The organism is Streptomyces sp. NPDC101118 (assembly GCF_044759445.1).
Classification (GTDB): Bacteria; Actinomycetota; Actinomycetes; order Streptomycetales; family Streptomycetaceae; genus Streptomyces.
In genome coordinates this window covers 178080-201196 of the sequence record NZ_JBIVZG010000013.1, presented here as the reverse complement: position 1 = coordinate 201196, position 23117 = coordinate 178080, and the positions used below count along the sequence as shown (strand labels likewise).

The following is a 23117-nucleotide window of genomic DNA, read 5'->3' as shown; positions in this document are numbered from 1 at the left end:
CTACTCCGCGGCGCCGGGCGTACGGGACGCACCGGCGCCCGCCGCGACGGAGGCCCCCGGGGCCGGGGCGCCCGGAGCAGGCGTGCCCGGGGCCGGGGTGCCCGGAGCAGGCGTGCCGGGAGCGGTGGTGCCCGGGGCGGCGGTGCCCGGCTTGGCGTTCTCCTGCTGCCCGACGGCCGGCTGCCGCGCCGCCTCCGCCTTCGCCTTCTCGATGGCCTGGACGAAGGCCTCCATCGGCTGGGCGCCCGCGAGCGGGTGCCCGCCGATCAGGAAGGAGGGGGTGGAGGACACCCCGAGGCGGTAGGCCTCGTCCTGGTCCTTCTGCAGCGCCAGCTGGGCGGCCTCGCCCTTCATGTCCGCCGAGAAGCGGTCCAGGTCCGGCACGCCGGCCTCCTCGGCCAGCTCCACCAGGCGGGCGTCGCCGAAGCCCTTCTCCTTGCTGCCCTCGGCGTAGGCCGCCGCGTGGAACTGCCAGAACCGGCCCTGCCGGCCGGCCGCCCAGGCCGCCTTGGCCGCGGCCTCGGAGTCGGCGCCGAAGATCGGGTAGTTGCGCCACTCGATGCGCAGGGTGCCGTCCTGCACGTACTTGCGGACCAGCTCGGGCTCGGTGTCCCGGGCGAACTTCCCGCAGTACCCGCACTTGAAGTCCGCGTACTCGATCATCACGACCGGCGCGGCGACGCTGCCCTGCGCGAGGCCGTCCGCCCGGTCCCGGCGCGCCAGCTTCATCAGCTCCCGTGTCTGGGGCGAGGGCTGCTCGCCGCCGCCCGCGGTGGCCGGGGCGGAGGCGGAGGTGGCCGGGCCCTCGGCGGACCCGTCCGTGCGCTCGGTGGCCTGCCAGGAGACCAGACCCAGGGTGACGGCGGCGAGCGCGACCCCGGCGGAGATCAGCAGCGGCTTGGCGGCGGGAGAGGGCATGCGGGGGGCTCGGGCCTTTCGCGAGGGGATGATGACGGGAGAACTCGTCCCGAAATGGTACGTCCCGCCCTCTGAAATGGGTTCGCCACCCGGAGGGCATCGGTGAGATCCTCGATCAGGTATGTCTACTTCCTTCGCCGCCCTCCAGACCTTGCTCGCGGAGCTCCCGCTCCGCGACGCGCACCGCCTCGGCCGCCGTCTCGAGGGCGCGCGGCGCATCCGCAAGCCGGAGGCACGCCAGGCGGTCATCGACGAGATCGCCGCCGAGGCCGCGAAGGCCGCCGAGCGGGTGGCCGCGCGTGCCGCGCGGCGGCCGGAGATCACGTATCCGGAGACGCTCCCGGTCAGTCAGAAGAAGGACGAGATCGCCGAGGCGATACGCGACCACCAGGTCGTGATCGTCGCGGGCGAGACCGGCTCCGGCAAGACCACGCAGATCCCCAAGATCTGCATGGAGCTGGGCCGGGGCCTGCGCGGCATGATCGGGCACACGCAGCCGCGCCGGATCGCGGCGCGCACGGTCGCGGAGCGGATCGCCGAGGAGCTGAAGACCGAGCTCGGCGAGACGGTCGGCTGGAAGGTCCGGTTCACGGACCAGGTCGACCCGGACGCGACCTTCGTGAAGCTGATGACGGACGGCATCCTGCTCGCCGAGATCCAGACGGACCGCGAGCTGCGCGCCTACGACACGATCATCATCGACGAGGCCCACGAGCGCAGCCTCAACATCGACTTCCTGCTCGGCTACCTCGCCCAGCTGCTCCCGAAGCGCCCCGACCTCAAGGTCGTGATCACCTCCGCGACGATCGACCCCGAGCGCTTCTCCCGCCACTTCGGGGACGCCCCGATCGTCGAGGTCAGCGGCCGTACGTACCCGGTCGAGGTGCGCTACCGCCCGCTCCTGGAGGAGGACTCCGAGGAGTCCGACCGGGACCAGATCACCGCCATCTGCGACGCCGTCGACGAGCTCCAGGCGGAGGGCCCGGGCGACATCCTGGTCTTCCTCTCGGGTGAGCGCGAGATCCGCGACACCGCGGACGCCCTCAACAAGCTGAAGCTTCGCTTCACCGAGGTGCTCCCCCTGTACGCACGGCTCTCGCACGCCGAGCAGCACCGGGTCTTCCAGCAGCACACCGGCCGCCGGATCGTCCTGGCGACCAACGTCGCCGAGACCTCCCTCACCGTGCCGGGCATCAAGTACGTGATCGACCCGGGCAACGCCCGCATCTCCCGGTACAGCCACCGCACGAAGGTGCAGCGGCTGCCGATCGAGCGGATCAGTCAGGCCAGCGCCAACCAGCGCAAGGGCCGCTGCGGCCGTACCTCCGACGGCATCTGCATCCGGCTGTACTCCGAGGACGACTTCAACGCGCGCCCGGAGTTCACGGACGCCGAGATCCTCCGCACCAACCTGGCGTCGGTCATCCTCCAGATGACCGCGGCCGGCCTGGGCGAGATCGAGAAGTTCCCCTTCATCGACCCGCCGGACCACCGCAACATCCGCGACGGCGTGCAGCTGCTCCAGGAGCTGGGTGCGCTGGAACCGGCGCAGAAGAGCCCCCAGTCGGGGAGCAAGGGGCAGCGGCTCACCCAGCTCGGCCGGAAGCTCTCCCAGCTGCCGGTCGACCCCCGGCTCGCCCGGATGGTCGTCGAGGCCGACAAGAACAACTGCGTCCGCGAGGTCATGGTCATCGCGGCCGCCCTGTCGATCCAGGACCCGCGCGAGCGGCCCTCGGACAAGCAGACCCAGGCGGACCAGCAGCACGCCCGCTTCAAGGACGAGACCAGCGACTTCCTGGCCTTCCTGAACCTGTGGCGGTACGTCCGCGAGCAGCAGAAGGAGCGCGGCTCGTCCGCGTTCCGCCGGATGTGCAAGCAGGAGTACCTGAACTTCCTGCGGATCCGCGAGTGGCAGGACATCTACTCGCAGCTGCGTACGGTCGCCAAGACCATGGGCATCCACCTCAACGAGGCCGACGCCCCCGAGCAGCACATCCACGTCTCGCTGCTGGCCGGTCTGCTCTCGCACATCGGCCTCAAGGACACCGACAAGAACGAGTACCTCGGCGCCCGGTCGGCCAAGTTCGCGATCTTCCCGGGCTCCGCGCTGTTCAAGAAGCAGCCGAAGTTCGTGATGTCGGCGGAGCTGGTGGAGACCTCCCGGCTGTGGGCCCGGGTCAACGCCAAGGTCGAGCCGGAGTGGGTCGAGCCCCTCGCACAGCACCTGATCAAGCGCACGTACAGCGAGCCGCACTGGGAGAAGGACCAGGCGGCCGTCATGGCGTACGAGCGGGTGACGCTGTACGGCGTACCGATCGTCGCCCAGCGCAAAATCAACTACGGGAAGATCGACCCCGAGGTCTCGCGCGAGCTGTTCATCCGCAACGCGCTCGTCGAGGGCGACTGGCGCACGCATCACAAATTCTTCTCCGACAACCGCAAACTCCTCACGGAAGTAGCGGAGTTGGAGCACCGCGCCCGGCGTCGCGACATTCTCGTGGACGACGAGACGCTCTTCGATTTCTACGAGCAGCGCATCCCCGAACACGTCGTATCCGGCGCCCATTTCGACTCGTGGTGGAAGCACAAGCGCCGCGATGAACCCGAACTCCTCGATTTCGAACGGGAGATGCTCCTCACGGAGAAGGCCGCCGGGGTCACGAAGGACGACTATCCCGACTCCTGGCGCCAGGGGAACCTCAAGTTCAAGGTCACCTACCAGTTCGAGCCGGGCGCGGACGCGGACGGCGTGACGGTTCACATTCCGCTCCAGGTGCTCAACCAGGTGACGGACCAGGGCTTCGACTGGCAGATCCCGGGCCTGCGCGAGGAGGTCGTCACCGAGCTGATCCGCTCGCTGCCCAAGCCGATCCGGCGCCACTACGTGCCGGCGCCGAACTTCGCCGGCCGCTTCCTCGACACCGCGGTCCCGCTGCAGGAGCCGCTGACGGTCACCCTGGCGCGCGAGCTCCAGCGGATGGTGGGCGTCCCGGTGACCGCCGAGGACTTCGACCTCACGCGGATCCCGGACCACCTCAAGATCACTTTCCGGATCGTCGACGAGCGGCGCCGCGGGATCGCCGAGGACAAGGACCTGGAGGCCCTGCGCCTCAGGCTGCGGCCCAAGGCCCGCCAGGCCCTCTCCAAGGCCGCCGCGGCCACCGCCGAGCGCTCCGGCGGCGAGTCCGTGGAGCGGGCCGGGCTGACGGACTGGACGATCGGCACGCTGACCAGGGTCTTCGAGACCCGGCGGGCCGGCCAGCCGGTCAAGGCGTACCCGGCCCTGGTGGACGAGGGCGACACCGTCGCGGTCCGGCTCTTCGACACCGAGGCGGAGCAGCGCCAGGCGATGTGGCGGGGCACCCGGAAGCTGATCATGCTGAACATTCCGGTGAACCCCGCGAAGTTCGCCTCGGACCGGCTCGGCAACCAGGACAAGCTCGCGCTGTCCCGGAACCCGCACGGCTCCGTCCAGGCCCTGTTCGACGACTGCGCCACGGCCGCGGCCGACCGGCTGATCGCCGACCACGGGGGCCCGGCCTGGGACGAGGAGTCCTTCCGGAAGCTCTACGACAAGGTGCGTGCCGACCTCGTGGAGCTGACCGTCCGCACGGTCTCCCAGGTCAGGCAGATCCTGGCCGCCTGGCAGGCCTGTGAGCGCCGTCTGAAGGCGACGAACAGCCTGGCCCTCCTGAACAACGTCCAGGACGTCAGGACGCAGCTGGCGGCGCTCGTACCGGCCGGCTTCGTGACGCTCACCGGCGTCGGACGGCTGCCGGACCTGATGCGCTACCTGGTGGCCGTGGACCGGCGCCTCCAGCAGATGCCCACGGGCGTGCAGCGGGACACCACCCGCATGGAGAAGGTCCACGAGATGCAGGACGAGTACGCCTGGCTGCTGGAACAGCTGCCGCAGGGGCGCCCGGTGCCGCAGGAAGTGCTGGACATCCGCTGGATGATCGAGGAGCTGCGGGTGAGCTACTTCGCCCACGCGCTCGGCACGGCGTACCCCGTCTCGGACAAACGGATCGTGAAGGCCATCGACGCCGCGGCGCCCTGACCGCGCCCCGACAGCGCCCCGACAGCGCCCCGGCCGGAGCCCGGCCGGGGCCTGCGGGAAGCGGGTTCGACCGCACCCCGGGAACTGCTGTACAGTCTGATTCGCAGCCGAGCATTCGGCAGCAACGAGGTCCTGTGGAGCAGTTGGTTAGCTCGCCACCCTGTCAAGGTGGAGGTCGCGGGTTCAAGTCCCGTCAGGATCGCCTTACCGAAGAAGCCCGCATCCCCTGGATGCGGGCTTCTTCGTGTTCGCGCACCTCGCAGGCGCCCCCAGTCGCGTGTTCGAGTTTCAGGGTTTGACTGTCACCCGAAAGTGGAATGACCAATTCCGACAGGTCGGGCCAAAAGTCGCCCGTTCGCATGACCGGTCTCACCCGAGGAGTCCCTTTACGGGTGCATTGCCGGGATGACAAGAGTGGACCAGTGTGACAGGTGTCACCAGACGAGTTTTCGGAACCCTCTTATTTATGGCCCCCCTACACCCCGTCCATTTTATATGTGCAATTGCACCTCAGGACGGCCGCCGGCGCCGGACACAAAAAGATCGCGCTGGACCCGGCGGAGTCCAGCGCGATCTGACGACTTCACACCCTGCCGAGCAGGGGCTGAGGACCTGTTGGGGCAGGTCCCGTCGTATGGAGCTGTGTGGGTTAATCGGGTTGGGGGACCCGATTAAGACCCGGCAATACGGGGTGCTGCGGAAACTCAGGCCTCGCTGCGCTGCTGCGGAATTCCCGCAAGCAGGGCGCGGACCTCAGCCTCGCGGTAACGGCGGTGCCCACCCAGGGTGCGGATGGACGTGAGCTTGCCAGCCTTGGCCCAGCGGGTGACCGTCTTCGGGTCCACGCGGAACATCGTGGCAACCTCAGCCGGGGTCAGCAGCGGCTCGGCATCAGGGGTGCGAGCGGTCATGAGCGGCCTCCTCGGGAGAACCGAACCATCTCGGTTCTTTCCTCTAAATTCTGCACCTTGGCCCGCGTTGCCCGAAATGGACATACGCGGGCCGAGTCGGTTATAGGACGAACGGCTTGTCCTCGGCACTACAACTACACCATCTGTCCAGCCACGTCGGCCAAACCGATGGAATTGCCCTCTGAGGTGTTCATCCAAGACGGAAGACGCCGGACCCGCCCATAACGGACAGTCACCCCACAGTGACGATCAGTCACACAGCGATCGGGAGCCATTCGACCCCCCATAGAGTGCAATACCGAGCATTCCGCCCTTACTTGGACGGAAGGAACCCTCCCCGGACTCCTTGTCCTATTTTGGCACGAGGGTAGGGGAACGGCGCAAGGGTGTGGTTAGTGCGGTCCGTCACGCTTGAGCCAATGGCCCGGATCGGGACGTAGGTCCCGACCCAAGGACCCGAAGCGTGTAAACGATCTCTGATTCCGTGGCGGAAGTCACTAGTTGGCGAAGAGTCGTTCCCGAACCGAGCGCCAGCGCTCGGCCAGCAGCTCGTACCGCTCCTCCGCCGTCCGCTCGTCACCGTCCCGCAGGGCGGCGAGCCCGGCCGCCAGGTCCGCCGCCGACCGGTCGGCCGCCAGCCTCGCCTTCGGCAGGGCGTGGACCAGGCCGCCGTAGTCCAGTTCGAGCATCGAGCGCGGGTGGAACTCCTCCAGCCACTTCCCGACGTCGACCAGTCCCTCGGCCAGCGGTCCGTAGCCCTCCGCCCGGCGCAGCACCCGCAGCGCCAGGGCCAGCCGCCGGCGGCCCTGGACCATCGGCGCCCGGTACCTCAGCCGCTCCCCGGGAACGTACTCGCGCTCATCGTCCGTGAAAAGCACGAACCAGCGCAGTGGCACCTGCCACACCGCCGACCTGATCCACGGCCGCGCGTCCGGGTGCCGCTCCCGCCACCGCTCGAAGTCCGCGAGCGCCTGGAGCCGCACCACCGGGGGCAGCGCCGCGTCCAGCACCGGCGCCGGGAACTCTTCGCTCAGCTCCTCCAGCGCCAGCCAGCCCCGCAGCCTGGTCCGCCACGGACACACCAGCAGCGTCCCGCCGATCCGCTCCACGAAGGCGTCCGGACTCTCGTGCACCGGCACGCCGACCGGCGGCACCGGCACCAAGTCCGCCAGGCACCGGCGGAGTTCGTCCTGGTACGTGGGGATCTCGCCGCGCCGGGCGTACTCCGCCCAGTGGCTGCGCTCGGGCTCGTCGAAGGCCGCGAGGGGCTCGTACACGCGCAGGTAGGAGGCGTACGGGACGGTCAGCGCCGACCGCGCGGAAGGTGCCCTGCGCTCGGAGGATTCGGTCACCCCCACCTCCTCCCCGCTGCCCGCCCCGGCTACTCCGGTACTCCGGGAGAGGGTGATCCTCGGCACTGGGCCCTTCGGGGCACCCCTTTGGACTTACGCTGCTCTCACACGCCCTCCCCACCCGCAGGAGGGCCCCCGCCGCATCTCTTCCATGGGAGTCACCACCGTGACCGAAATGACCGACGGCGTCCTGCACACCCTGTTCCGCACGGAGCAGGGCGGCCACGAGCAAGTCGTGCTGTGCCAGGACCGCGCCACGGGCCTGAAGGCCGTCATCGCCATCCACTCCACCGCGCTGGGCCCGGCCCTCGGCGGCACCCGCTTCCACGCCTACGCCTCCGACGAGGAGGCCGTCCGCGACGCGCTGAACCTCTCGCGCGGCATGTCGTACAAGAACGCCATGGCCGGTCTCGGCCTCGGCGGCGGCAAGGCCGTGATCATCGGCGACCCGGACGTCATCAAGACCGAGGAACTCCTGCTGGCCTACGGCCGGTTCGTCGAGTCCCTCGGCGGCCGGTACGTGACCGCCTGCGACGTCGGCACCTTCGTCGCCGACATGGACGTCGTGGCCCGCGAGACCCGATGGGCGACCGGCCGCTCCCCCGAGAACGGCGGCGCCGGCGACTCCTCCGTGCTCACCGCGTACGGCGTCTTCCAGGGCATGCGCGCCAGCGCCCAGCACCTGTGGGGCGACCCGACCCTCCGCGGCCGCAAGGTCGGCGTCGTGGGCGTCGGCAAGGTCGGCCACTACCTGGTCGAGCACCTGCTGGAGGACGGCGCCGAGGTCGTCATCACGGACGTCCGCCAGGAGTCCGTGCAGCGCATCATCGACAAGCACCCGCAGGTCACGGCCGTCGCCGACACCGACGCCCTGATTCGCACCGAGGGCCTGGACATCTACGCCCCGTGCGCGCTGGGCGGCGCCCTGAACGACGACTCGGTCCCCGTGCTCACCGCGAAGATCGTCTGCGGCGCGGCCAACAACCAGCTGGCCCACCCCGGCATCGAGAAGGACCTCGAGGACCGCGGCATCCTGTACGCCCCCGACTACGTGGTCAACGCCGGCGGCGTGATCCAGGTGGCGGACGAGCTGCACGGCTTCGACTTCGACCGCTGCAAGGTCCAGGCGACCAAGATCTTCGACACCACCCTGGAGATCTTTGCTCGCGCGAAGGCCGACGGCATCCCGCCGGCCGCGGCGTCCGACCGGATCGCCGAGCAGCGCATGGCGGAGGCCCGCGCCGCCCGTACGGCGTAAAGGCCGGAAAACGGGCAACCGTACGGCCCGCCGGGGTGCAGCGAGACAAGACTCACTGCACTTCGGCGGGTCGGCCCGCGATTAGGGGCTAAAATCGCAGCTGACCAGCGAGTACAGGGCGCCTCGCCGGCACTGCTCCGAGGCACGTCATGCGGGCGACGTACCGTATGGCCGCGGAAACAGGTACCGTTAAAGCCCTACGGACACGGTCTCTCCACGGGGAGTCCGTTCCGAATCATGAACGCGTGTCAAGACTCTGGGGCCGTCGAGCCCCGTCACCGAGGGGGTCGAGCCATGGGGCGCGGCCGGGCCAAGGCCAAGCAGACGAAGGTCGCCCGCCAGCTGAAGTACAACAGCGGCGGGACTGACCTGTCGCGTCTGGCCAACGAGCTGGGCGCATCGACTTCGCAGCCGGTTTCGAACCAGCCGCCTAACGGCGAGCCGTTCGAGGACGACGACGAGGACGACGACCCGTACGCCCGCTACGCGGATCTGTACAACGACGATGACGAGGACGAGGAGTCCGACCCGTCGTCGCAGCGTCGCGGCGCTTGACGCATCCGGTCTGCCGGCGGTTCCCCCGCCGGCAAGGACCACAACACCAAACCCGGTCCAGGGTGAACCCCGGACCGGGTTTTCGTGCTGCTCAGCTCGCGTAGGTGCCGGTCAGGGTCGCGCCCTCGGTGTGCTCGCCGCGCTCGACGATCTCACCGGCGACCCAGGCGTCGACGCCCCGGTCGGCCAGCGTCGCCAGGGCGACCTCCACCGACTCCTGGGGCAGGACGGCCATCATGCCGACGCCCATGTTCAGGGTCTTCTCCAGCTCCAGCTGCTCGACCCGGCCCGCCTTGCCGACCAGGTCGAAGACCGCGCCCGGCGTCCAGGTCGAACGGTCGACCGTGGCGTGCAGGTGGTCCGGGATGACCCGGGCCAGGTTCGCGGCCAGGCCACCGCCGGTGATGTGCGAGAACGCGTGCACCTCGGAGGTCCGGGTGAGCGCCAGGCAGTCCAGCGAGTAGATCTTCGTCGGCTCCAGGAGCTCCTCGCCGAGGGTCCGGCCGAACTCCGGGACCTCGCGGTCCAGGGACAGGCCGGCCCGGTCGAAGAGCACGTGGCGGACCAGCGAGTACCCGTTCGAGTGAAGGCCGGAGGACGCCATCGCGATGACCGCGTCCCCCGTACGGATACGATCCGCGCCCAGCAGGCGGTCGTACTCGACCACGCCCGTGCCGGCGCCGGCGACGTCGAAGTCGTCCGGCCCCAGGAGGCCCGGGTGCTCGGCGGTCTCGCCGCCCACCAGGGCACATCCGGCCAGGACACAGCCCTCGGCGATGCCCTTGACGATCGAGGCGACCCGCTCCGGGTGGACCTTGCCCACGCAGATGTAGTCGGTCATGAACAGCGGCTCGGCACCGCAGACGACGATGTCGTCCATGACCATCGCGACCAGGTCGTGGCCGATGGTGTCGTACACGCCCATCTGGCGGGCGATGTCGACCTTGGTGCCGACGCCGTCGGTGGCCGAGGCGAGCAGCGGGCGCTCGTAGCGCTTGAGGGCGGAGGCGTCGAAGAGGCCGGCGAATCCGCCGAGGCCGCCGAGGACCTCGGGGCGCTGCGTCTTCTTCACCCACTCCTTCATCAGCTCGACGGCGCGGTCGCCCGCTTCGATGTCGACGCCCGCGGACGCGTAGGAGGCACCGGTGGTCTCAGACATGGGGTTGAGAACTTTCGTGTTCGTACTGCGTGAGGGGTTACGGGCGACGGAGCGCGTCGGCGGCGTCGGCGCCGCCCGCCAGCTCGGTCTCCAGCAGCTGCTTGCCCAGGAGCTCCGGGTCGGGCAGCTCCATGGGGTACTCGCCGTCGAAGCAGGCGCGGCAGAGGTTCGGCTTCTGGATCGTGGTCGCCTCGATCATCGCGTCGAGCGAGATGTACGCGAGGGAGTCCGCGCCCAGGGACTTGCCGATCTCGTCGATCGACATGCCGTTGGCGATCAGTTCCGCACGGGTGGCGAAGTCGATGCCGAAGAAGCACGGCCACTTCACCGGCGGGGAGGAGATCCGGATGTGGACCTCGGCCGCACCGGCCTCGCGGAGCATCTTCACGAGCGCGCGCTGGGTGTTGCCGCGGACGATCGAGTCGTCGACGACCACCAGGCGCTTGCCCCGGATGACTTCCTTGAGCGGGTTGAGCTTCAGGCGGATGCCAAGCTGGCGGATGGTCTGCGACGGCTGGATGAAGGTTCGGCCCACGTAGGCGTTCTTCACCAGGCCGGAGCCGTACGGAATGCCGCTGGCCTCGGCGTAGCCGACGGCGGCGGGGGTGCCCGACTCCGGCGTCGCTATCACCAGGTCGGCGTCGACCGGGGCTTCCTTGGCCAGACGGCGGCCCATCTCGACACGCGAGAGGTACACGTTCCGGCCGGCGATGTCCGTGTCCGGGCGGGCCAGGTACACGTACTCGAAGACACAGCCCTTGGGCTTCGCTTCCGCGAATCGGGACGTACGGAGACCGTTCTCGTCGATGGCGACGATCTCACCCGGCTCGACCTCGCGGACGAAGCTGGCACCGCAGATGTCGAGTGCGGCGGTCTCGGAGGCGACGACCCAGCCGCGCTCCAGGCGGCCCAGGACCAGCGGGCGGATGCCCTGCGGGTCACGGGCGCAGTACAGAGTGTTCTCGTCCATGAAGACGAGGGAGAAGGCTCCGCGGACCTTGGGCAGGACCACGGCCGCGGATTCCTCGATGGTCAGCGGCTTGCCTTCGGCGTCGACCTGTCCGGCCAGCAGGGCCGTGACCAGGTCGGTGTCGTTGGTCGCCGCCACCTGAGTGGCGCGGCCGTCCTGGCGCGGCAGGTCCGCGACCATCTCGGCCAGCTCGGCGGTGTTCACCAGGTTGCCGTTGTGACCCAGGGCGATGGAGCCGTGGGCGGTGGCACGGAAGGTGGGCTGCGCGTTCTCCCACACCGAGGCACCGGTGGTCGAGTAACGGGCGTGACCGACCGCGATATGGCCCTGGAGGGAGCCGAGGGAGGTTTCGTCGAAGACCTGGGACACGAGGCCCATGTCCTTGAAGACGAGGATCTGGGAACCGTTGCTCACAGCGATGCCCGCGGACTCTTGTCCACGGTGCTGCAGTGCATACAGTCCGAAGTAGGTGAGCTTGGCGACCTCTTCACCCGGAGCCCAGACACCGAAGACGCCGCAAGCGTCCTGGGGGCCCTTCTCGCCGGGGAGCAGGTCGTGGTTGAGTCGTCCATCACCACGAGGCACGACACCGAGTCTAGGCGACGTCGACCACTGGTCCGAATTGGGGAGGGCCGGGAAATGTCACAGCACAGAGGGTGACGAACCCCCTCCGTCTCGGTATTCGGATCGTTTGTTGACATCTACAAGGGAATTCGTGGAGGCTCTCGCCCCATGCAGCCCCTCGGTGACCGAGTCGTCACCCTCGTCGAGCGCCGGCACGTGGACCTGGTCCGTGTCGCGAGCGCCATCTGTCGCTGCTCCGCGTAGTCACAACTCTTTTCCCTTTTCCCTTTCTTCTCCGCCCAGCCCTGTCCGGGGCCGCCGCGCGCCGTCCCGCGCGCCACCCGGCCGAGGGCCCGGCCGGCTGCGCCCTGGAGCACTTGTGTCTTCCTCTGACTCCCGTTCCGACTCCCGTTCCGCTTCTCCCCTGTCCCGCCGGGCCTTCGGCGGGGCCGTCACCGCCGGTGCCGCGGCCGCCGCGGGCCTCGCCGGGGCCCCCGCCGCGGGTGCCGCCGAGGCCGCCCCGGCCGCCGGCGGAGCCCCGGCCGAGCACGCCTTCCGCGCGGCCCGCGGACGCCACTCCCGGCGGCCCAACATCCTGTTCATCCTGGGTGACGACCTCGGCTGGGCGGACCTGTCCTCGTACGGATCCAGCCACATCCGCACCCCCAACCTCGACCGGCTGGCCCGGCAGGGCGTGCGGTTCACCGACGCCTACTCGGGCTCCGCGACCTGCTCCCCGACCCGCTTCAGCCTCTACACCGGCCGCTTCCCGGGCCGTACCAAGGGCGGCCTGGCCGAGCCGATCGCGGACAGGACGGCGGGCCTGGAGCCGACCCACCCGACGCTGGCCTCGCTGCTCCGGGACTCCGGCTACGCGACCGCGCTGATCGGCAAGTGGCACTGCGGCTACCTGCCCGACTACAGCCCCACCCGGTCCGGCTGGGACGAGTTCTTCGGCAACTTCGGCGGGGCCCTGGAGTACTACTCCAAGCTCAGCAACACCGGCGAGTACGACCTCTACGAGGGTGACGCCGAGTACAAGGACCTGCGGTACTACACGCGGATCCTCACCGAGCGGGCCGGCGAGTACATCGCCCGCGACCACGACCGGCCCTGGCTGCTCAACCTGAACTTCACGACCCCCCACTGGCCCTGGATCGCCGAAGGCGACGAGGCGGAGGGGGCCGAGATCGCCCGCCGGATCAGGGCCGGCGACAACCGGGCGCTGTGGCACCAGGACGGCGGCTCGATCGAGAAGTACAAGGAGCTGGTCGAGGACCTCGACCGGTCGGTCGGCGAGGTGCTGAAGGCCCTGAAGCGGTCCGGCCAGGAGCGGGACACGCTGGTGTTCTTCGCCAGCGACAACGGCGGCGAGCGCTTCTCGTACAACTGGCCGCTGGCCGGGAACAAGGGCTCGCTCCAAGAGGGCGGCATCCGCGTGCCCACGATCGTGCGCTGGCCAGCCCGTCTCGACGGGGGCCAGATCAGCCACGAGCCGGTGTTCACGCCGGACTGGACGGCCACCCTGCTGGAGGTGGCCGGGGCCCGGCCGCACCCGGCGTACCCGCTGGACGGCACGAGCCTGGCCGGGTACCTGCTGCGCGGTGAGGAGCTGCCCGAGCGGGACCTGTTCTGGCGGGTGCGGGGCGAGCGGGCACTGCGGCGCGGCGACTGGAAGTACTACCGCGGCAAGAGCGGCCGCGACCAGCTCTTCGACCTGTCGGCCGACGTCCGCGAGCAGGCGGACAGGGCCGCCGTACGGCCCGACCTGCTGGTGGAGCTGAGGGCGGCCTGGGAGCGCACCGACGCCGGGCTGCTCCCGTACTGAGCCGTGACCCCTGAGGGAGTGGATCCCGTACCGGCCCCGGCCCACCCGGGGCCGGTACGGGACGCATGCGGGCCGCTACGAGGCGGCCGGCTGGGCCGTGGCGCGCAGGCCCTTGCCGTTCGGGGCGGTCAGCGTCAGCGCGCCGCTCTCGACGGAGTACGCGACCTTGCCCTTCAGGACGGCCGAGACCGCCTTCTCCACCTCGCCGGCGGGGCCGGTGCAGGCCATCCGCGTCGAGGCGAGCGGACCGAAGGTCACCTCGCCGCCGGCCGCGGTCGCCTTGCTGGTGAAGTTGTTGCAGCCGAGGTTGCCCTGGACCGCGCCGTCCTTGCCGATCACGAACCAGGCCTTGCCGTTCGCGTCCTGCGGGACGGAGGTCACGGCCTCGCCCTGGACCAGCGAGTCGACCGTCCAGCGGGTGCCGTTGAGCGGGGTGAGCGTCTCGGGCTTCGAGGTCAGGGTGATCTTGTCACCACCCGCGGTGGTGAGGGTCAGCCGGTCGCCGGAGACCGAGGTGGTCAGCTTGCCGGTGATCAGCTTCTGGAAGGCCTCGCCGAACTTCATGGCGGTCGGGTCACAGCCGATGTCGGTGACCTCGGCGTCCTTCACGGTGAGGCTGTTGCCGTCGGCCTCGGCCGGGGCGGTGAAGTCGGCGCAGCCGTTGTTGCCCTGCACCTTGCCGTCTTCGATCAGGAGGTGGGCGCCCGTACCTGCGGGGGCCGCCTCGCGCTTGCCGTCGTTGTCGAGTGTTTCGACGGTCCACTTGACTCCGGACACGCCCTTGCCGCCCGGGGCCGTGCCGGCGGTCTCGGTGGCACCGCAGGCCGTCAGGGCCAGGGACGCGGCGAGGGCCGCGGTGATGACGTGATGGGTACGCATGCCGCTCTGACGTGGCGGACGGCGGGCCGGTTCCCCTGGATCCGCCGATTCCCGGATCCGTTCCGGATCCGCTGTGCAGCGCGCCCGGTTGCGCCGGATACGCCCTGGAATCAACCCCGTTCGGGGTCCGGGCGCGCGGTGTGGCTCAGCTCATCACCGGCAGGACGGCACTCAGGTCGGCCCGCTCCCCGCTCGCGCTGACCGCCGCGTCCGCCACCGCCGCCGCCCAGCCGGTACGGCCGGTGGCCAGCCGGAGCCAGGTGAGCGGGTCGGTCTCCACCACGTTGGGCGGCGTACCGCGGGTGTGCCGGGGGCCCTCGACGCACTGGACCACGGCGAAGGGCGGCACGCGGACCTCGACGGAACCGCCCGGGGCCTTGGTCGCGAGGGCGTCGGCGAGCACCCGTACGCAGGTGGCCAGGGCCTGGCGGTCGAGCGGGACGGACAGGCCCAGGGCGCGGTTGAGGTCATCGGTGTGGACGACCAGCTCCACGGTCCTGGTCACGACGAAGTCCGCCACGGACATGCCGCCGATCCAGAGCGCGAGCAGCCGGTCGCCGGGCAGCACGCCCAGCAGCTCGGTGAGGCGCTCGCCCGTCCGCGCGTACAGCTCCCCGAGGTCCAGCGGCTCGTCCCCGCGGTGCGCGCCCACGATCCGGTCCGCGATGGGCTCGGTGGTGAACGGCCAGGTCCGTACGGTGACTTCGGCCTTCTCCGCCGGGGGCAGGCCCGCGGCCCCGGCCAGCGAGCCGACGGCCCAGGCGATGTGCTCGGCGAGGTCCCGCACGGTCCACTCACCGACGCCCGCGTCCGCGGCGAGCTGCTCCTCGGTCAGGCGGTCCACCGCCTCGGCGAGGTGCCGGAACTGGGCGAGCACCGCCGCCCTGGTCTTCGCCGGGTCGTAGCTGCGCGTCTTGGGTGCCATGCCGGCGAGTCTGCCCGATCAGTCACCGCCGCCGCAGCCACCGCCGCAGCTGCTGCCGCAACTGCTCCCGCAGGAGTCGCCGGAGGACCCGCAGCCGCCGCTGTCGGAGGACGACGAAGAGGAGGACGCCCTCTGGCGCTCGCGGCGCGCCTCCCGCTCCGCACGCTGCGCCAGGGTGTACGAGGTGCCCGCCGGCTGCCACCCGTACAGGGAGTGGCGGCGGCGCGCGAGCAGCGGGACCGCCTTGATCCGCACCCCGATCCGGGTGTCGCCGTAGAAGTCCGCGAACTCCATCACCACTTCCGCCCCTTCGCGCGGGACTCCGTAGAGCAGCGCCTCGTACGGCTCGGCGTACTCGTTGACGTCGTGGTGGTCTGCGCGCAGCCGCTCCTCGGCGCCGCCGACGAGGGTCCGGCCGGTGAAGGCCATGTCCTCGAAGCGGTCGCGGAAGCCGATCAGCGGCCTGCCGGTGGTGTCGGCGGCGTTCGGGTAGAGCCAGCTGTGGTCGTAGCTGTCGGCCCGGACGCCGACGACCAGGACGGGCTGCGGGCCGGCGTGCAGCCGGCGGGCCGCCCACTGCCGGGACAGCCCCCGCGCGAGCAGCGGCATCCCGGGGGCGAGGGCCAGGAGGGCGATGACCTGCTGGCCCGTCGGGTCGTACGGGTGGGCCGTGCCGGCAGCGGCCTCCGCCACCGCTCCCCAGACGAGGAGCCCGCCTCCGGCCAGGCAGAGCAGCGACCCGGACAGCAGCTGCGGAAGGCCCCGGAGGCGGTGGGAGCCGGGCAGTCCCTCCGGCACGGGTACGCGCCGCTCGCCCGCGGCGGCCAGGGCCAGCGCACCCTGGCGCCGGCGGGCCCGCAGGCGGAACCAGGCACCGGTGGCCGTCCAGGCCAGGAGGGCGAGGAGCAGGAGCGTGCCCGCCCGGGCCGGCGTGTCGTCGACGGGGACACCGCCCCAGGACACCAGCAGCCGGGCGCCGAGCAGGCCGGACATCACGAGCGTCAGCCACGGGGCGAGCCGGTAGGCCAGCGGGAGGCTGAACGTCAGGACGGCCTCGGGGTACCCCTCCCAGTGGGCCTCCCAGCCGGTGCCGCTCGCGGCCGCCTCGGGTTCGTTCCAGGCCACCAGCACGATCGAGACGAACACGAGCACCCAGAGCACCCAGCTCCCGGCGTTCGGGGCGAAGACGGCGGGCGGGCCGGCCGCGCGCCAGCGCTCGGCGTCCTCGACGGACCAGGTGGCGGCGCCGCCCTCGGGTATCGCGGCGGGCGGCAGGAACTTGACGTGGTCACTCACGCCGCCAGTATGCGAAGCGCCCCCGCGTCCCAGAAGGGCCGCGGGGGCAACGGAATCGCTACGGCCGCTCGGGCCGGGTGCGGTACCTGACCGGCGTTACGCGAGCAGCGCCGGGATGGTCGCCTCGTGGGCCTCGCGCAGCTCGGCCAGCGGGATGGCGAACTCGCCCTGGATCTCGATCGCGTCGCCGTCCACGACACCGATGCGGGTGGCCGGGAGGCCCCGGGCGCCGCACATGTCGGTGAAGCGGAGCTCCTCGCTGCGGGGGACGGACACGATGGCCCGGCCCGCCGACTCGGAGAAGAGGAAGATGAACGCGTCCAGACCCTCGGGCACGACCACGCGGGCGCCGTTCCCGCCGCGCAGGCAGGACTCGGTGAGCGCCTGGACGACGCCGCCGTCCGACAGGTCGTGCGCGGCGTCGATCATGCCGTCGCGGGAGGCGGAGATCAGGATCTCGCCGAGCAGCTTCTCGCGGCCCAGGTCCACCTTCGGGGGCATGCCGCCGAGGTGGTCGTGGACGACCTGGGACCAGGCCGAGCCGCCGAGCTCCTCACGGGTGTCGCCGAGGAGGTACAGCAGCTGGCCCTCCTCCTTGAACGCCATCGGCGTGCGGCGGTTGACGTCGTCGATCACGCCGAGGACCGCCACGACCGGGGTCGGGTGGATCGCGGTGTCGCCCGTCTGGTTGTAGAGGGAGACGTTGCCGCCGGTGACCGGGGTGCCCAGCTCCAGGCAGCCGTCCGCGAGACCGCGGGTGGCCTCGGCGAACTGCCACATGACGGCCGGGTCCTCGGGCGAGCCGAAGTTCAGGCAGTCGGAGATGGCCAGCGGCTTGGCGCCGGTCGCGGCGACGTTGCGGTACGCCTCGGCCAGCGCGAGCTGCGCGCCCGTGTAGGGGTCGAGCTTGGCGTACCGGCCGTTGCCGTCGGTCGCCATGGCCACGCCGAGGTTGGTCTCCTCGTCGATGCGGACCATGCCGGCGTCCTCGGGCTGCGCGAGGACGGTGTTGCCCTGCACGAAGCGGTCGTACTGGTCGGTCACCCAGGACTTCGACGCCTGGTTCGGCGACGAGACCAGGGCCAGGACCTGCGCGCGCAGCTCCTCGGAGGTGGCCGGGCGGGGCAGCTTGTTCGCGTCGTCGGCCTGGAGGGCGTCCTGCCAGTCCGGACGGGCGTACGGGCGGTGGTAGACCGGGCCCTCGTGGGCGACGGTGCCCGGGGGCACGTCCACGATCTGCTCGCCGTGCCAGAAGATCTCCAGGCGCTCGCCGTCGGTCACCTCACCGATGACGGTGGCGATGACGTCCCACTTCTCGCAGATCTCCATGAAGCGGTCGACGTGCTGCGGCTCGACGATCGCGCACATGCGCTCCTGCGACTCGCTCATGAGGATCTCCTCGGGCGAGAGCGTCGCGTCGCGCAGCGGGACGGTGTCCAGCTCGACCCGCATGCCGCCGGAACCGGCCGAGGCCAGCTCGGAGGTGGCGCAGGACAGGCCGGCGCCGCCGAGGTCCTGGATGCCCGCGACCAGCTTCTCCTTGAAGATCTCCAGGGTGCACTCGATGAGGAGCTTCTCCTGGAAGGGGTCGCCGACCTGGACGGCGGGGCGCTTGGTGGGCTTGGTGTCGTCGAAGGTCTCGGACGCGAGGACCGAGACGCCGCCGATGCCGTCGCCGCCCGTGCGGGCGCCGTAGAGGATGACCTTGTTGCCGGGGCCGGAGGCCTTGGCGAGGTGGATGTCCTCGTGCTTCATGACGCCGATGCAGCCGGCGTTGACCAGCGGGTTGCCCTGGTAGCAGGAGTCGAAGACGACCTCGCCGCCGATGTTGGGCAGGCCCAGGCAGTTGCCGTAGCCGCCGATGCCCGCGACGACGCCCGGCAGGACGCGCTTGGTGTCGGGGTGGTCCGCGGCGCCGAAGCGCAGCGGGTCGACGACGGCGACCGGGCGGGCACCCATGGCGAGGATGTCGCGGACGATGCCGCCGACGCCGGTGGCCGCGCCCTGGTAGGGCTCGATGTACGAGGGGTGGTTGTGCGACTCGACCTTGAAGGTGACCGCGTAGCCCTGGCCCACGTCGACGACGCCGGCGTTCTCGCCGATGCCGACGAGCATGGCGTCGTTCTCGGGGGCCTTCTCGCCGAACTGCTTCAGGTGGACCTTGCTGCTCTTGTACGAGCAGTGCTCGGACCACATGACCGAGTACATGGCGAGCTCGGCACCGGTGGGACGGCGGCCCAGGATCTCGCGGATCCGGGCGTACTCGTCCTCCTTGAGGCCGAGCTCCTTCCACGGCTGGGACGCGTCGGGGGTCTCGGTCGCGTTCTTGACGGTGTCGAGGGTCATGCGCTTACCAGCTTCTTCAGTACCGAGGTGAAGAACGGCAGGCCGTCGGTGCGACCCGTTCCGACCAGCGGCTCGACCGCGTGCTCGGGGTGCGGCATCAGGCCGACGACGTTGCCCGCCGCGTTGGTGATGCCGGCGATGTCGCGGAGCGAACCGTTCGGGTTGAAGTCGAGGTAACGGAAGGCGACCCGCCCCTCGGCCTCCAGCTCGTCGAGCGTGCGCTCGTCGGCGACGTAGCGGCCGTCCATGTTCTTGAGGGGGACCGAGATCTCCTCGCCCTGCTCGTAGTCGCCGGTCCAGGCGGTCTGGGCGTTCTCGACGCGCAGCTTCTGGTCGCGGCAGATGAAGTGCAGGTGGTTGTTGCGGAGCATGGCGCCCGGCAGCAGGTGGGCCTCGGTGAGGATCTGGAAGCCGTTGCAGATGCCGAGGACGGGCATGCCCGCCTTGGCCTGCTCGATGATCGTCTCCATGACCGGCGAGAAGCGGGAGATGGCTCCCGCCCGGAGGTAGTCGCCGTAGGAGAAGCCGCCCGCGAGGACGACCGCGTCGACCTGGTGGAGGTCCTTGTCGCGGTGCCACAGCGAGACCGGCTCGGCGCCCGCGAGGCGGACGGCACGGAGCGAGTCACGGTCGTCGAGCGTTCCGGGGAACGTGACGACTCCGATGCGAGTGGTCACCGTCAGGCCTCGACCTTCACGGTGAAGTCTTCGATGACGGTGTTGGCGAGGAACGTTTCGGCCATCTCGTGGATGCGGTCGAGGGCGGCCTGGTCGACCGGTCCCTCCACCTCGAGCTCGAAGCGCTTCCCCTGGCGGACGTCGGCGATGCCCTCGAAGCCCAGGCGCGGCAGTGCACGCTGCACCGCCTGGCCCTGGGGGTCGAGGATCTCCGGCTTGAGCATGACGTCGACTACGACGCGTGCCACTGGCACTCCCGAAAGGTGGTTGGTGCGGCGGTTCCTTCAGCGTACCCGCCCGAAATTTCTACGCGGGTAGATATCGCGAGCCCCGATCACGCGCAGATCACGGCGCCCTTCCCGCGGAGGGTTTCGGGCGCACCAACACTTCACAAAATCGCCCGGAAAACCCCGCGTCCGGGATTGCGGCGGGACACGCGGAGACAATTAACTGGGCTTCCCACTTCATTGCGAATCGCGGTACAAAGGAATCCACGGGGATTCCCCGGTAAAGACGCATTGTTCCGAAACATCCATACAGTCTCCATCACCGCACGTCAACGCGGTGTCGGGACACGAAGGGGCCGATATCCGTGGCGCAGCGCGTAGTAGTCACGATCTCCGACGACATCGATGGCGGAGAAGCGGCGGAAACGGTCGTCTTCGGGCTGGACGGTAAGTCGTACGAGATCGACCTCAATCTTGCGAACGCGAAGAAACTGCGCAAGAGCCTGGCGCCTTACGTGGCGGCCGGCCGGCGGCAGGCGCGCTCGGGCAAGACCTTCAAGCACACCTCCCTCGCACCCGACCCGGCGGTCGTCCGCGCGTGGGCCCGCTCGAACCAGCTCGACGTGCCCCCGCGGGGCCGGATCCCCAAGAAGGTCTACGAGGCCTACAGCGAGGCGCACTGACGGCCCGGCCGTCCGGGTCCGCGGGTCCGGGGCGTGCCCGCGGACCCGCGGGCCGGAACGGATTTGCCAAGCACCCCCGGGGATCCGCTAGTGTGTGGATCACGCCGAGGGGCAAGACCGCAGGTCAAAGCCTCGAAGGTCGTGCGGGTGTAGTTCAGTAGCAGAACATCCCCCTTCCAGGGGGAAGGCGCAGTGTGCGATTCCTGTCACCCGCTCTGCATCGCTTTGCCAACCACTCCGGTGGATCAGGTAGAGTGGTGCTCGCACCGACCGGCGAAAGCCGATCGGAAGCATGCGGACGTGGCTCAGTTGGTAGAGCATCACCTTGCCAAGGTGAGGGTCGCGAGTTCGAATCTCGTCGTCCGCTCGTAAAAGAAGGCCCGGTCATCAGACCGGGCCTTCTGCGTTTTCCCGGTCCTTCCCGGCCCCTCCACCTTCAGCCCTTCCCGGTCCCTCCACCTCCGGTCCTTCCCGGCCCCCTCCACCTCCGGTCGTTCCAGGACCCTCCGGTTCCGCGGCCGCGATGACAAATGTCATCGGAGGCCGTGACAGCGCGCACTGCCCGGCCCCGCGGGGCGCCGGAAGTCTGGAGGCATGACCCCAACCGACGAGCACGTCATCACCGCCGAGCGGCTGCGCCGCTCGTACGCGGGCGGCTTCGAGGCCGTCCGGGGCGTCTCCTTCGCCGTGGCACGCGGCGAGGTCTTCGCCCTCCTCGGCACCAACGGCGCCGGCAAGACCTCCACCGTCGAACTCCTCGAAGGCCTGGCCCGCCCCGCCGACGGGCAGGTCCGCGTCCTCGGCCTCGACCCCTGGAGCCGCCGGGCCGAGGTCCGGCCGCGCACCGGAGTGATGCTCCAGGACGGCGGCTTCCCCTCCGACCTCACGGTCGCCGAGACGGTCCGGATGTGGGCCGGCGTGACCTCCGCCGCACGCGGACCCGCCGGTGCCCGGCGCCGTACGGAGGTGCTGGAGCGCGTCGGACTCGGCGCGCGGGCCGACGTACGGGTGAAGCAGCTTTCCGGGGGCGAACGCCGCCGGCTCGACCTCGCGCTCGCCCTGCTCGGCCGGCCCGAGGTGCTCTTCCTCGACGAGCCGACCACCGGCATGGACCCCGAGGGCCGCCGCGACACCTGGGCCCTGGTCCGCGAACTGCGGGACGAGGGCACCACCGTGCTGCTCACCACCCACTACCTGGAGGAGGCCGAGCAGCTCGCGGACCGGCTGGGCATCCTGCACGCGGGCGAACTCGTCCTGTCCGGCACGCCCGACGAGGTCACCGCGGCCCGCCCGGCCCGCATCAGGTTCCGGCTGCCGGAAGGCGTGCCGGCCGCCCGGCTGCCGCTGGCGCTGCGGGCCGCGGCCGACGGGCCCCGCGTGGAGATCCGTACCACCACGCTCCAGCAGACCCTCGCCGAACTCCTGCGCTGGGCCGAGGACTCCGGCGTCGCGCTGGACCGGCTCGACGCCCGCTCCGCCTCCCTGGAGGAGGCGTTCCTCGACATCGCCGCGAGCACCCCGGAGGCCGTCCGATGAGCACCGTCCGCACCACCGGGAACGCTGGCACCGGCGGCGAGACCGGCACCACCAAGGCCGGCGGCGGCAGGGGCCGCGAGGCCGCCGCACGGATGCTCCGGCACGGGTTCCACGGCAAGGGCGGGGCCGGCGGCCCGCAGGACCGCCCCGCGCTCGGTGCCGTCAGTCCCGCCCGGCTCGCTGCCCTGGGGCGGGCCGAGCTGACCCTCCTGCTGCGCAACCGCAACGGGCTGTTCATGGCCCTCCTCATGCCCGCGCTGATGCTGTTCGTGCTGCGCTCGGTGCTCGCCGGGATGCCGTCCGGCGACCTCCCCATGGGTGCGGGCGCGGCCACCCTCATCGGCGGCACCGGCATGACCCTGCTGCTCGTCGTCTACATGGGCCTGGTCGCCACCTACACCGCCCGCCGCGAGGAGCTGGTGCTCAAGCGGCTGCGTACCGGCGAGGCGACCGACCCCGAGATCCTGGCCGGGGCCGCGCTGCCGGCCGCCGTGATCGCCCTCGTCCAGTGCGCCGTGCTGACGGCCGGCGGGGTGGCGGTGCTGGACGTGCCCGCGCCGGAGCGGCCCGAGCTGCTGCTGCTGGGCGTGCTGGCCGCCGTACCGCTGATGGCCGGGCTGTCGGCGCTCACCTCTGCCGTCACGCGCACCGTCGAGAGCGCAGGGCTCACCACCCTGCCGCTCTTCCTCGTCACCGTCCTCGGGTCGGGAATGATGACCCCGCGGGACGCGCTGCCCGGGCCGGTCGGCGATCTCTGCGAACTGCTGCCCTTCAGCGGGGTGATGGAGTTCGTACGGGCGGGCTGGCTCGGCACGGATGCCGCGGGGGACCTGTTCCAGGCGGGCGTGATGACGCTCGTGTGGGCGATCATCACCGTGTCGGCGGTGGGGCGGTGGTTCCGCTGGGAGCCGCGGCGCTGACGTACGGGACGGCGGGCGCGGTCCGCGGAGCGGCCGGACGCGAGGGGGGAACG

Annotated in this window: 19 protein-coding genes and 3 tRNA genes; 11 read left to right on the top strand and 11 right to left on the bottom strand. The window is 70.7% G+C overall.

The genetic code is table 11. The features are described from left to right. Positions 1–918, bottom strand: a complete 918-nt coding sequence (locus ACIQUQ_RS21920; protein WP_403978264.1) for a DsbA family protein — start codon at positions 916–918, stop codon at positions 1–3. A gap of 121 nt (positions 919–1039) precedes the next feature. Between ACIQUQ_RS21920 and hrpA the strand changes: the two genes are divergently transcribed. Both hrpA and ACIQUQ_RS21910 read left to right on the top strand, forming a co-directional pair. Next, a complete protein-coding gene (hrpA, locus tag ACIQUQ_RS21915) occupies positions 1040–4978 on the top strand; it encodes an ATP-dependent RNA helicase HrpA (RefSeq protein WP_403978261.1) in 3939 nt (1312 codons plus the stop codon). 128 nt (positions 4979–5106) lie between these two features. After that, positions 5107–5180 (top strand) — tRNA-Asp (locus tag ACIQUQ_RS21910). A gap of 502 nt (positions 5181–5682) precedes the next feature. On the opposite strand, the gene bldC is transcribed toward ACIQUQ_RS21910, so the two are convergent. Next, positions 5683–5889, bottom strand: a complete 207-nt coding sequence (gene bldC / locus ACIQUQ_RS21905) for a developmental transcriptional regulator BldC (protein ID WP_003949541.1) — start codon at positions 5887–5889, stop codon at positions 5683–5685. A gap of 497 nt (positions 5890–6386) precedes the next feature. Next, positions 6387–7241 (bottom strand): hypothetical protein, encoded by an 855-nt coding sequence (locus ACIQUQ_RS21900; RefSeq protein ID WP_403978259.1) that lies wholly within the window; start codon positions 7239–7241, stop codon positions 6387–6389. Between the two features lie 166 nt (positions 7242–7407). Between ACIQUQ_RS21900 and ACIQUQ_RS21895 the strand changes: the two genes are divergently transcribed. Both ACIQUQ_RS21895 and ACIQUQ_RS21890 read left to right on the top strand, forming a co-directional pair. Beyond that, positions 7408–8499, top strand: coding sequence for a Leu/Phe/Val dehydrogenase (locus ACIQUQ_RS21895; RefSeq protein ID WP_403978256.1), 1092 nt, complete (start codon positions 7408–7410; stop codon positions 8497–8499). Between the two features lie 294 nt (positions 8500–8793). Beyond that, on the top strand, positions 8794–9054 hold the full coding sequence (locus ACIQUQ_RS21890) for a DUF3073 domain-containing protein (protein WP_399944503.1): 261 nt from the start codon (positions 8794–8796) through the stop codon (positions 9052–9054). Between the two features lie 91 nt (positions 9055–9145). Here ACIQUQ_RS21890 and purM read toward each other — a convergent pair whose 3' ends face one another. Both purM and purF read right to left on the bottom strand, forming a co-directional pair. Next, on the bottom strand, positions 9146–10213 hold the full coding sequence (purM, locus tag ACIQUQ_RS21885; protein ID WP_403978254.1) for a phosphoribosylformylglycinamidine cyclo-ligase: 1068 nt from the start codon (positions 10211–10213) through the stop codon (positions 9146–9148). Between the two features lie 37 nt (positions 10214–10250). Continuing rightward, a complete protein-coding gene (purF, locus tag ACIQUQ_RS21880) occupies positions 10251–11768 on the bottom strand; it encodes an amidophosphoribosyltransferase (protein ID WP_403978250.1) in 1518 nt (505 codons plus the stop codon). Positions 11769–11915: 147 nt separating this feature from the next. Here purF and ACIQUQ_RS21875 point away from each other — a divergent pair, with 147 nt between their 5' ends. Both ACIQUQ_RS21875 and ACIQUQ_RS21870 read left to right on the top strand, forming a co-directional pair. Further along, a complete protein-coding gene (locus ACIQUQ_RS21875; protein WP_399944495.1) occupies positions 11916–12011 on the top strand; it encodes a putative leader peptide in 96 nt (31 codons plus the stop codon). A 115-nt stretch (positions 12012–12126) separates the two neighbouring features. Next, entirely contained in the window at positions 12127–13575 is a 1449-nt protein-coding gene (locus tag ACIQUQ_RS21870) for a sulfatase (protein WP_403978247.1), read from the top strand. A 75-nt stretch (positions 13576–13650) separates the two neighbouring features. Here the strand turns inward: ACIQUQ_RS21870 and ACIQUQ_RS21865 are convergent, their stop codons facing one another. The 6 genes from ACIQUQ_RS21865 to purS form a co-directional block, all read right to left on the bottom strand. Continuing rightward, complete coding sequence (locus ACIQUQ_RS21865; protein WP_403978245.1) at positions 13651–14454, bottom strand: META domain-containing protein; 804 nt, start codon at positions 14452–14454, stop codon at positions 13651–13653. 145 nt (positions 14455–14599) lie between these two features. Further along, entirely contained in the window at positions 14600–15379 is a 780-nt protein-coding gene (locus ACIQUQ_RS21860) for a sterol carrier family protein (RefSeq protein ID WP_403978242.1), read from the bottom strand. Between the two features lie 18 nt (positions 15380–15397). Then, positions 15398–16675, bottom strand: coding sequence for a hypothetical protein (locus ACIQUQ_RS21855; RefSeq protein WP_403978239.1), 1278 nt, complete (start codon positions 16673–16675; stop codon positions 15398–15400). Positions 16676–16771: 96 nt separating this feature from the next. Then, complete coding sequence (gene purL, locus ACIQUQ_RS21850) at positions 16772–19021, bottom strand: phosphoribosylformylglycinamidine synthase subunit PurL (RefSeq protein ID WP_403978236.1); 2250 nt, start codon at positions 19019–19021, stop codon at positions 16772–16774. Beyond that, positions 19018–19698, bottom strand: a complete 681-nt coding sequence (gene purQ / locus ACIQUQ_RS21845; RefSeq protein WP_403978233.1) for a phosphoribosylformylglycinamidine synthase subunit PurQ — start codon at positions 19696–19698, stop codon at positions 19018–19020. Before purQ ends, purL begins: the two co-directional genes overlap by 4 nt. Before the next feature lie 2 nt (positions 19699–19700). Continuing rightward, positions 19701–19946, bottom strand: a complete 246-nt coding sequence (gene purS, locus ACIQUQ_RS21840) for a phosphoribosylformylglycinamidine synthase subunit PurS (RefSeq protein WP_352197884.1) — start codon at positions 19944–19946, stop codon at positions 19701–19703. A 344-nt stretch (positions 19947–20290) separates the two neighbouring features. Here purS and ACIQUQ_RS21835 point away from each other — a divergent pair, with 344 nt between their 5' ends. From ACIQUQ_RS21835 to ACIQUQ_RS21815, 5 genes are all read left to right on the top strand, one after another. Next, the gene (locus ACIQUQ_RS21835; protein ID WP_403668059.1) at positions 20291–20608 is read left to right on the top strand and encodes an Lsr2 family protein; all 318 of its coding nucleotides are present in this window, start codon (positions 20291–20293) and stop codon (positions 20606–20608) included. 143 nt (positions 20609–20751) lie between these two features. Next, a tRNA-Gly gene (locus ACIQUQ_RS21830) sits at positions 20752–20823 on the top strand. A 79-nt stretch (positions 20824–20902) separates the two neighbouring features. Beyond that, a tRNA-Gly gene (locus ACIQUQ_RS21825) sits at positions 20903–20975 on the top strand. A gap of 227 nt (positions 20976–21202) precedes the next feature. Further along, complete coding sequence (locus tag ACIQUQ_RS21820) at positions 21203–22144, top strand: ABC transporter ATP-binding protein (protein ID WP_403978229.1); 942 nt, start codon at positions 21203–21205, stop codon at positions 22142–22144. Continuing rightward, positions 22141–23064: an ABC transporter permease gene (locus ACIQUQ_RS21815; protein WP_403978227.1), complete on the top strand. Its 924-nt coding sequence runs from the start codon at positions 22141–22143 to the stop codon at positions 23062–23064. Before ACIQUQ_RS21820 ends, ACIQUQ_RS21815 begins: the two co-directional genes overlap by 4 nt. Positions 23065–23117 lie beyond the last annotated feature (53 nt).

What these genes read in the sequence shown, in the direction of transcription:
- ACIQUQ_RS21920 (WP_403978264.1), bottom strand. Translation starts at nt 918, where the DNA reads ATGCCCTCTCCCGCCGCCAAGCCGCTGCTGATCTCCGCCGGGGTCGCG.
- hrpA (WP_403978261.1), top strand. Translation starts at nt 1,040, where the DNA reads ATGTCTACTTCCTTCGCCGCCCTCCAGACCTTGCTCGCGGAGCTCCCG.
- bldC (WP_003949541.1), bottom strand. Translation starts at nt 5,889, where the DNA reads ATGACCGCTCGCACCCCTGATGCCGAGCCGCTGCTGACCCCGGCTGAG.
- ACIQUQ_RS21890 (WP_399944503.1), top strand. Translation starts at nt 8,794, where the DNA reads ATGGGGCGCGGCCGGGCCAAGGCCAAGCAGACGAAGGTCGCCCGCCAG.
- purM (WP_403978254.1), bottom strand. Translation starts at nt 10,213, where the DNA reads ATGTCTGAGACCACCGGTGCCTCCTACGCGTCCGCGGGCGTCGACATC.
- ACIQUQ_RS21875 (WP_399944495.1), top strand. Translation starts at nt 11,916, where the DNA reads ATGCAGCCCCTCGGTGACCGAGTCGTCACCCTCGTCGAGCGCCGGCAC.
- ACIQUQ_RS21865 (WP_403978245.1), bottom strand. Translation starts at nt 14,454, where the DNA reads ATGCGTACCCATCACGTCATCACCGCGGCCCTCGCCGCGTCCCTGGCC.
- ACIQUQ_RS21860 (WP_403978242.1), bottom strand. Translation starts at nt 15,379, where the DNA reads ATGGCACCCAAGACGCGCAGCTACGACCCGGCGAAGACCAGGGCGGCG.
- purL (WP_403978236.1), bottom strand. Translation starts at nt 19,021, where the DNA reads ATGACCCTCGACACCGTCAAGAACGCGACCGAGACCCCCGACGCGTCC.
- ACIQUQ_RS21820 (WP_403978229.1), top strand. Translation starts at nt 21,203, where the DNA reads ATGACCCCAACCGACGAGCACGTCATCACCGCCGAGCGGCTGCGCCGC.
- ACIQUQ_RS21815 (WP_403978227.1), top strand. Translation starts at nt 22,141, where the DNA reads ATGAGCACCGTCCGCACCACCGGGAACGCTGGCACCGGCGGCGAGACC.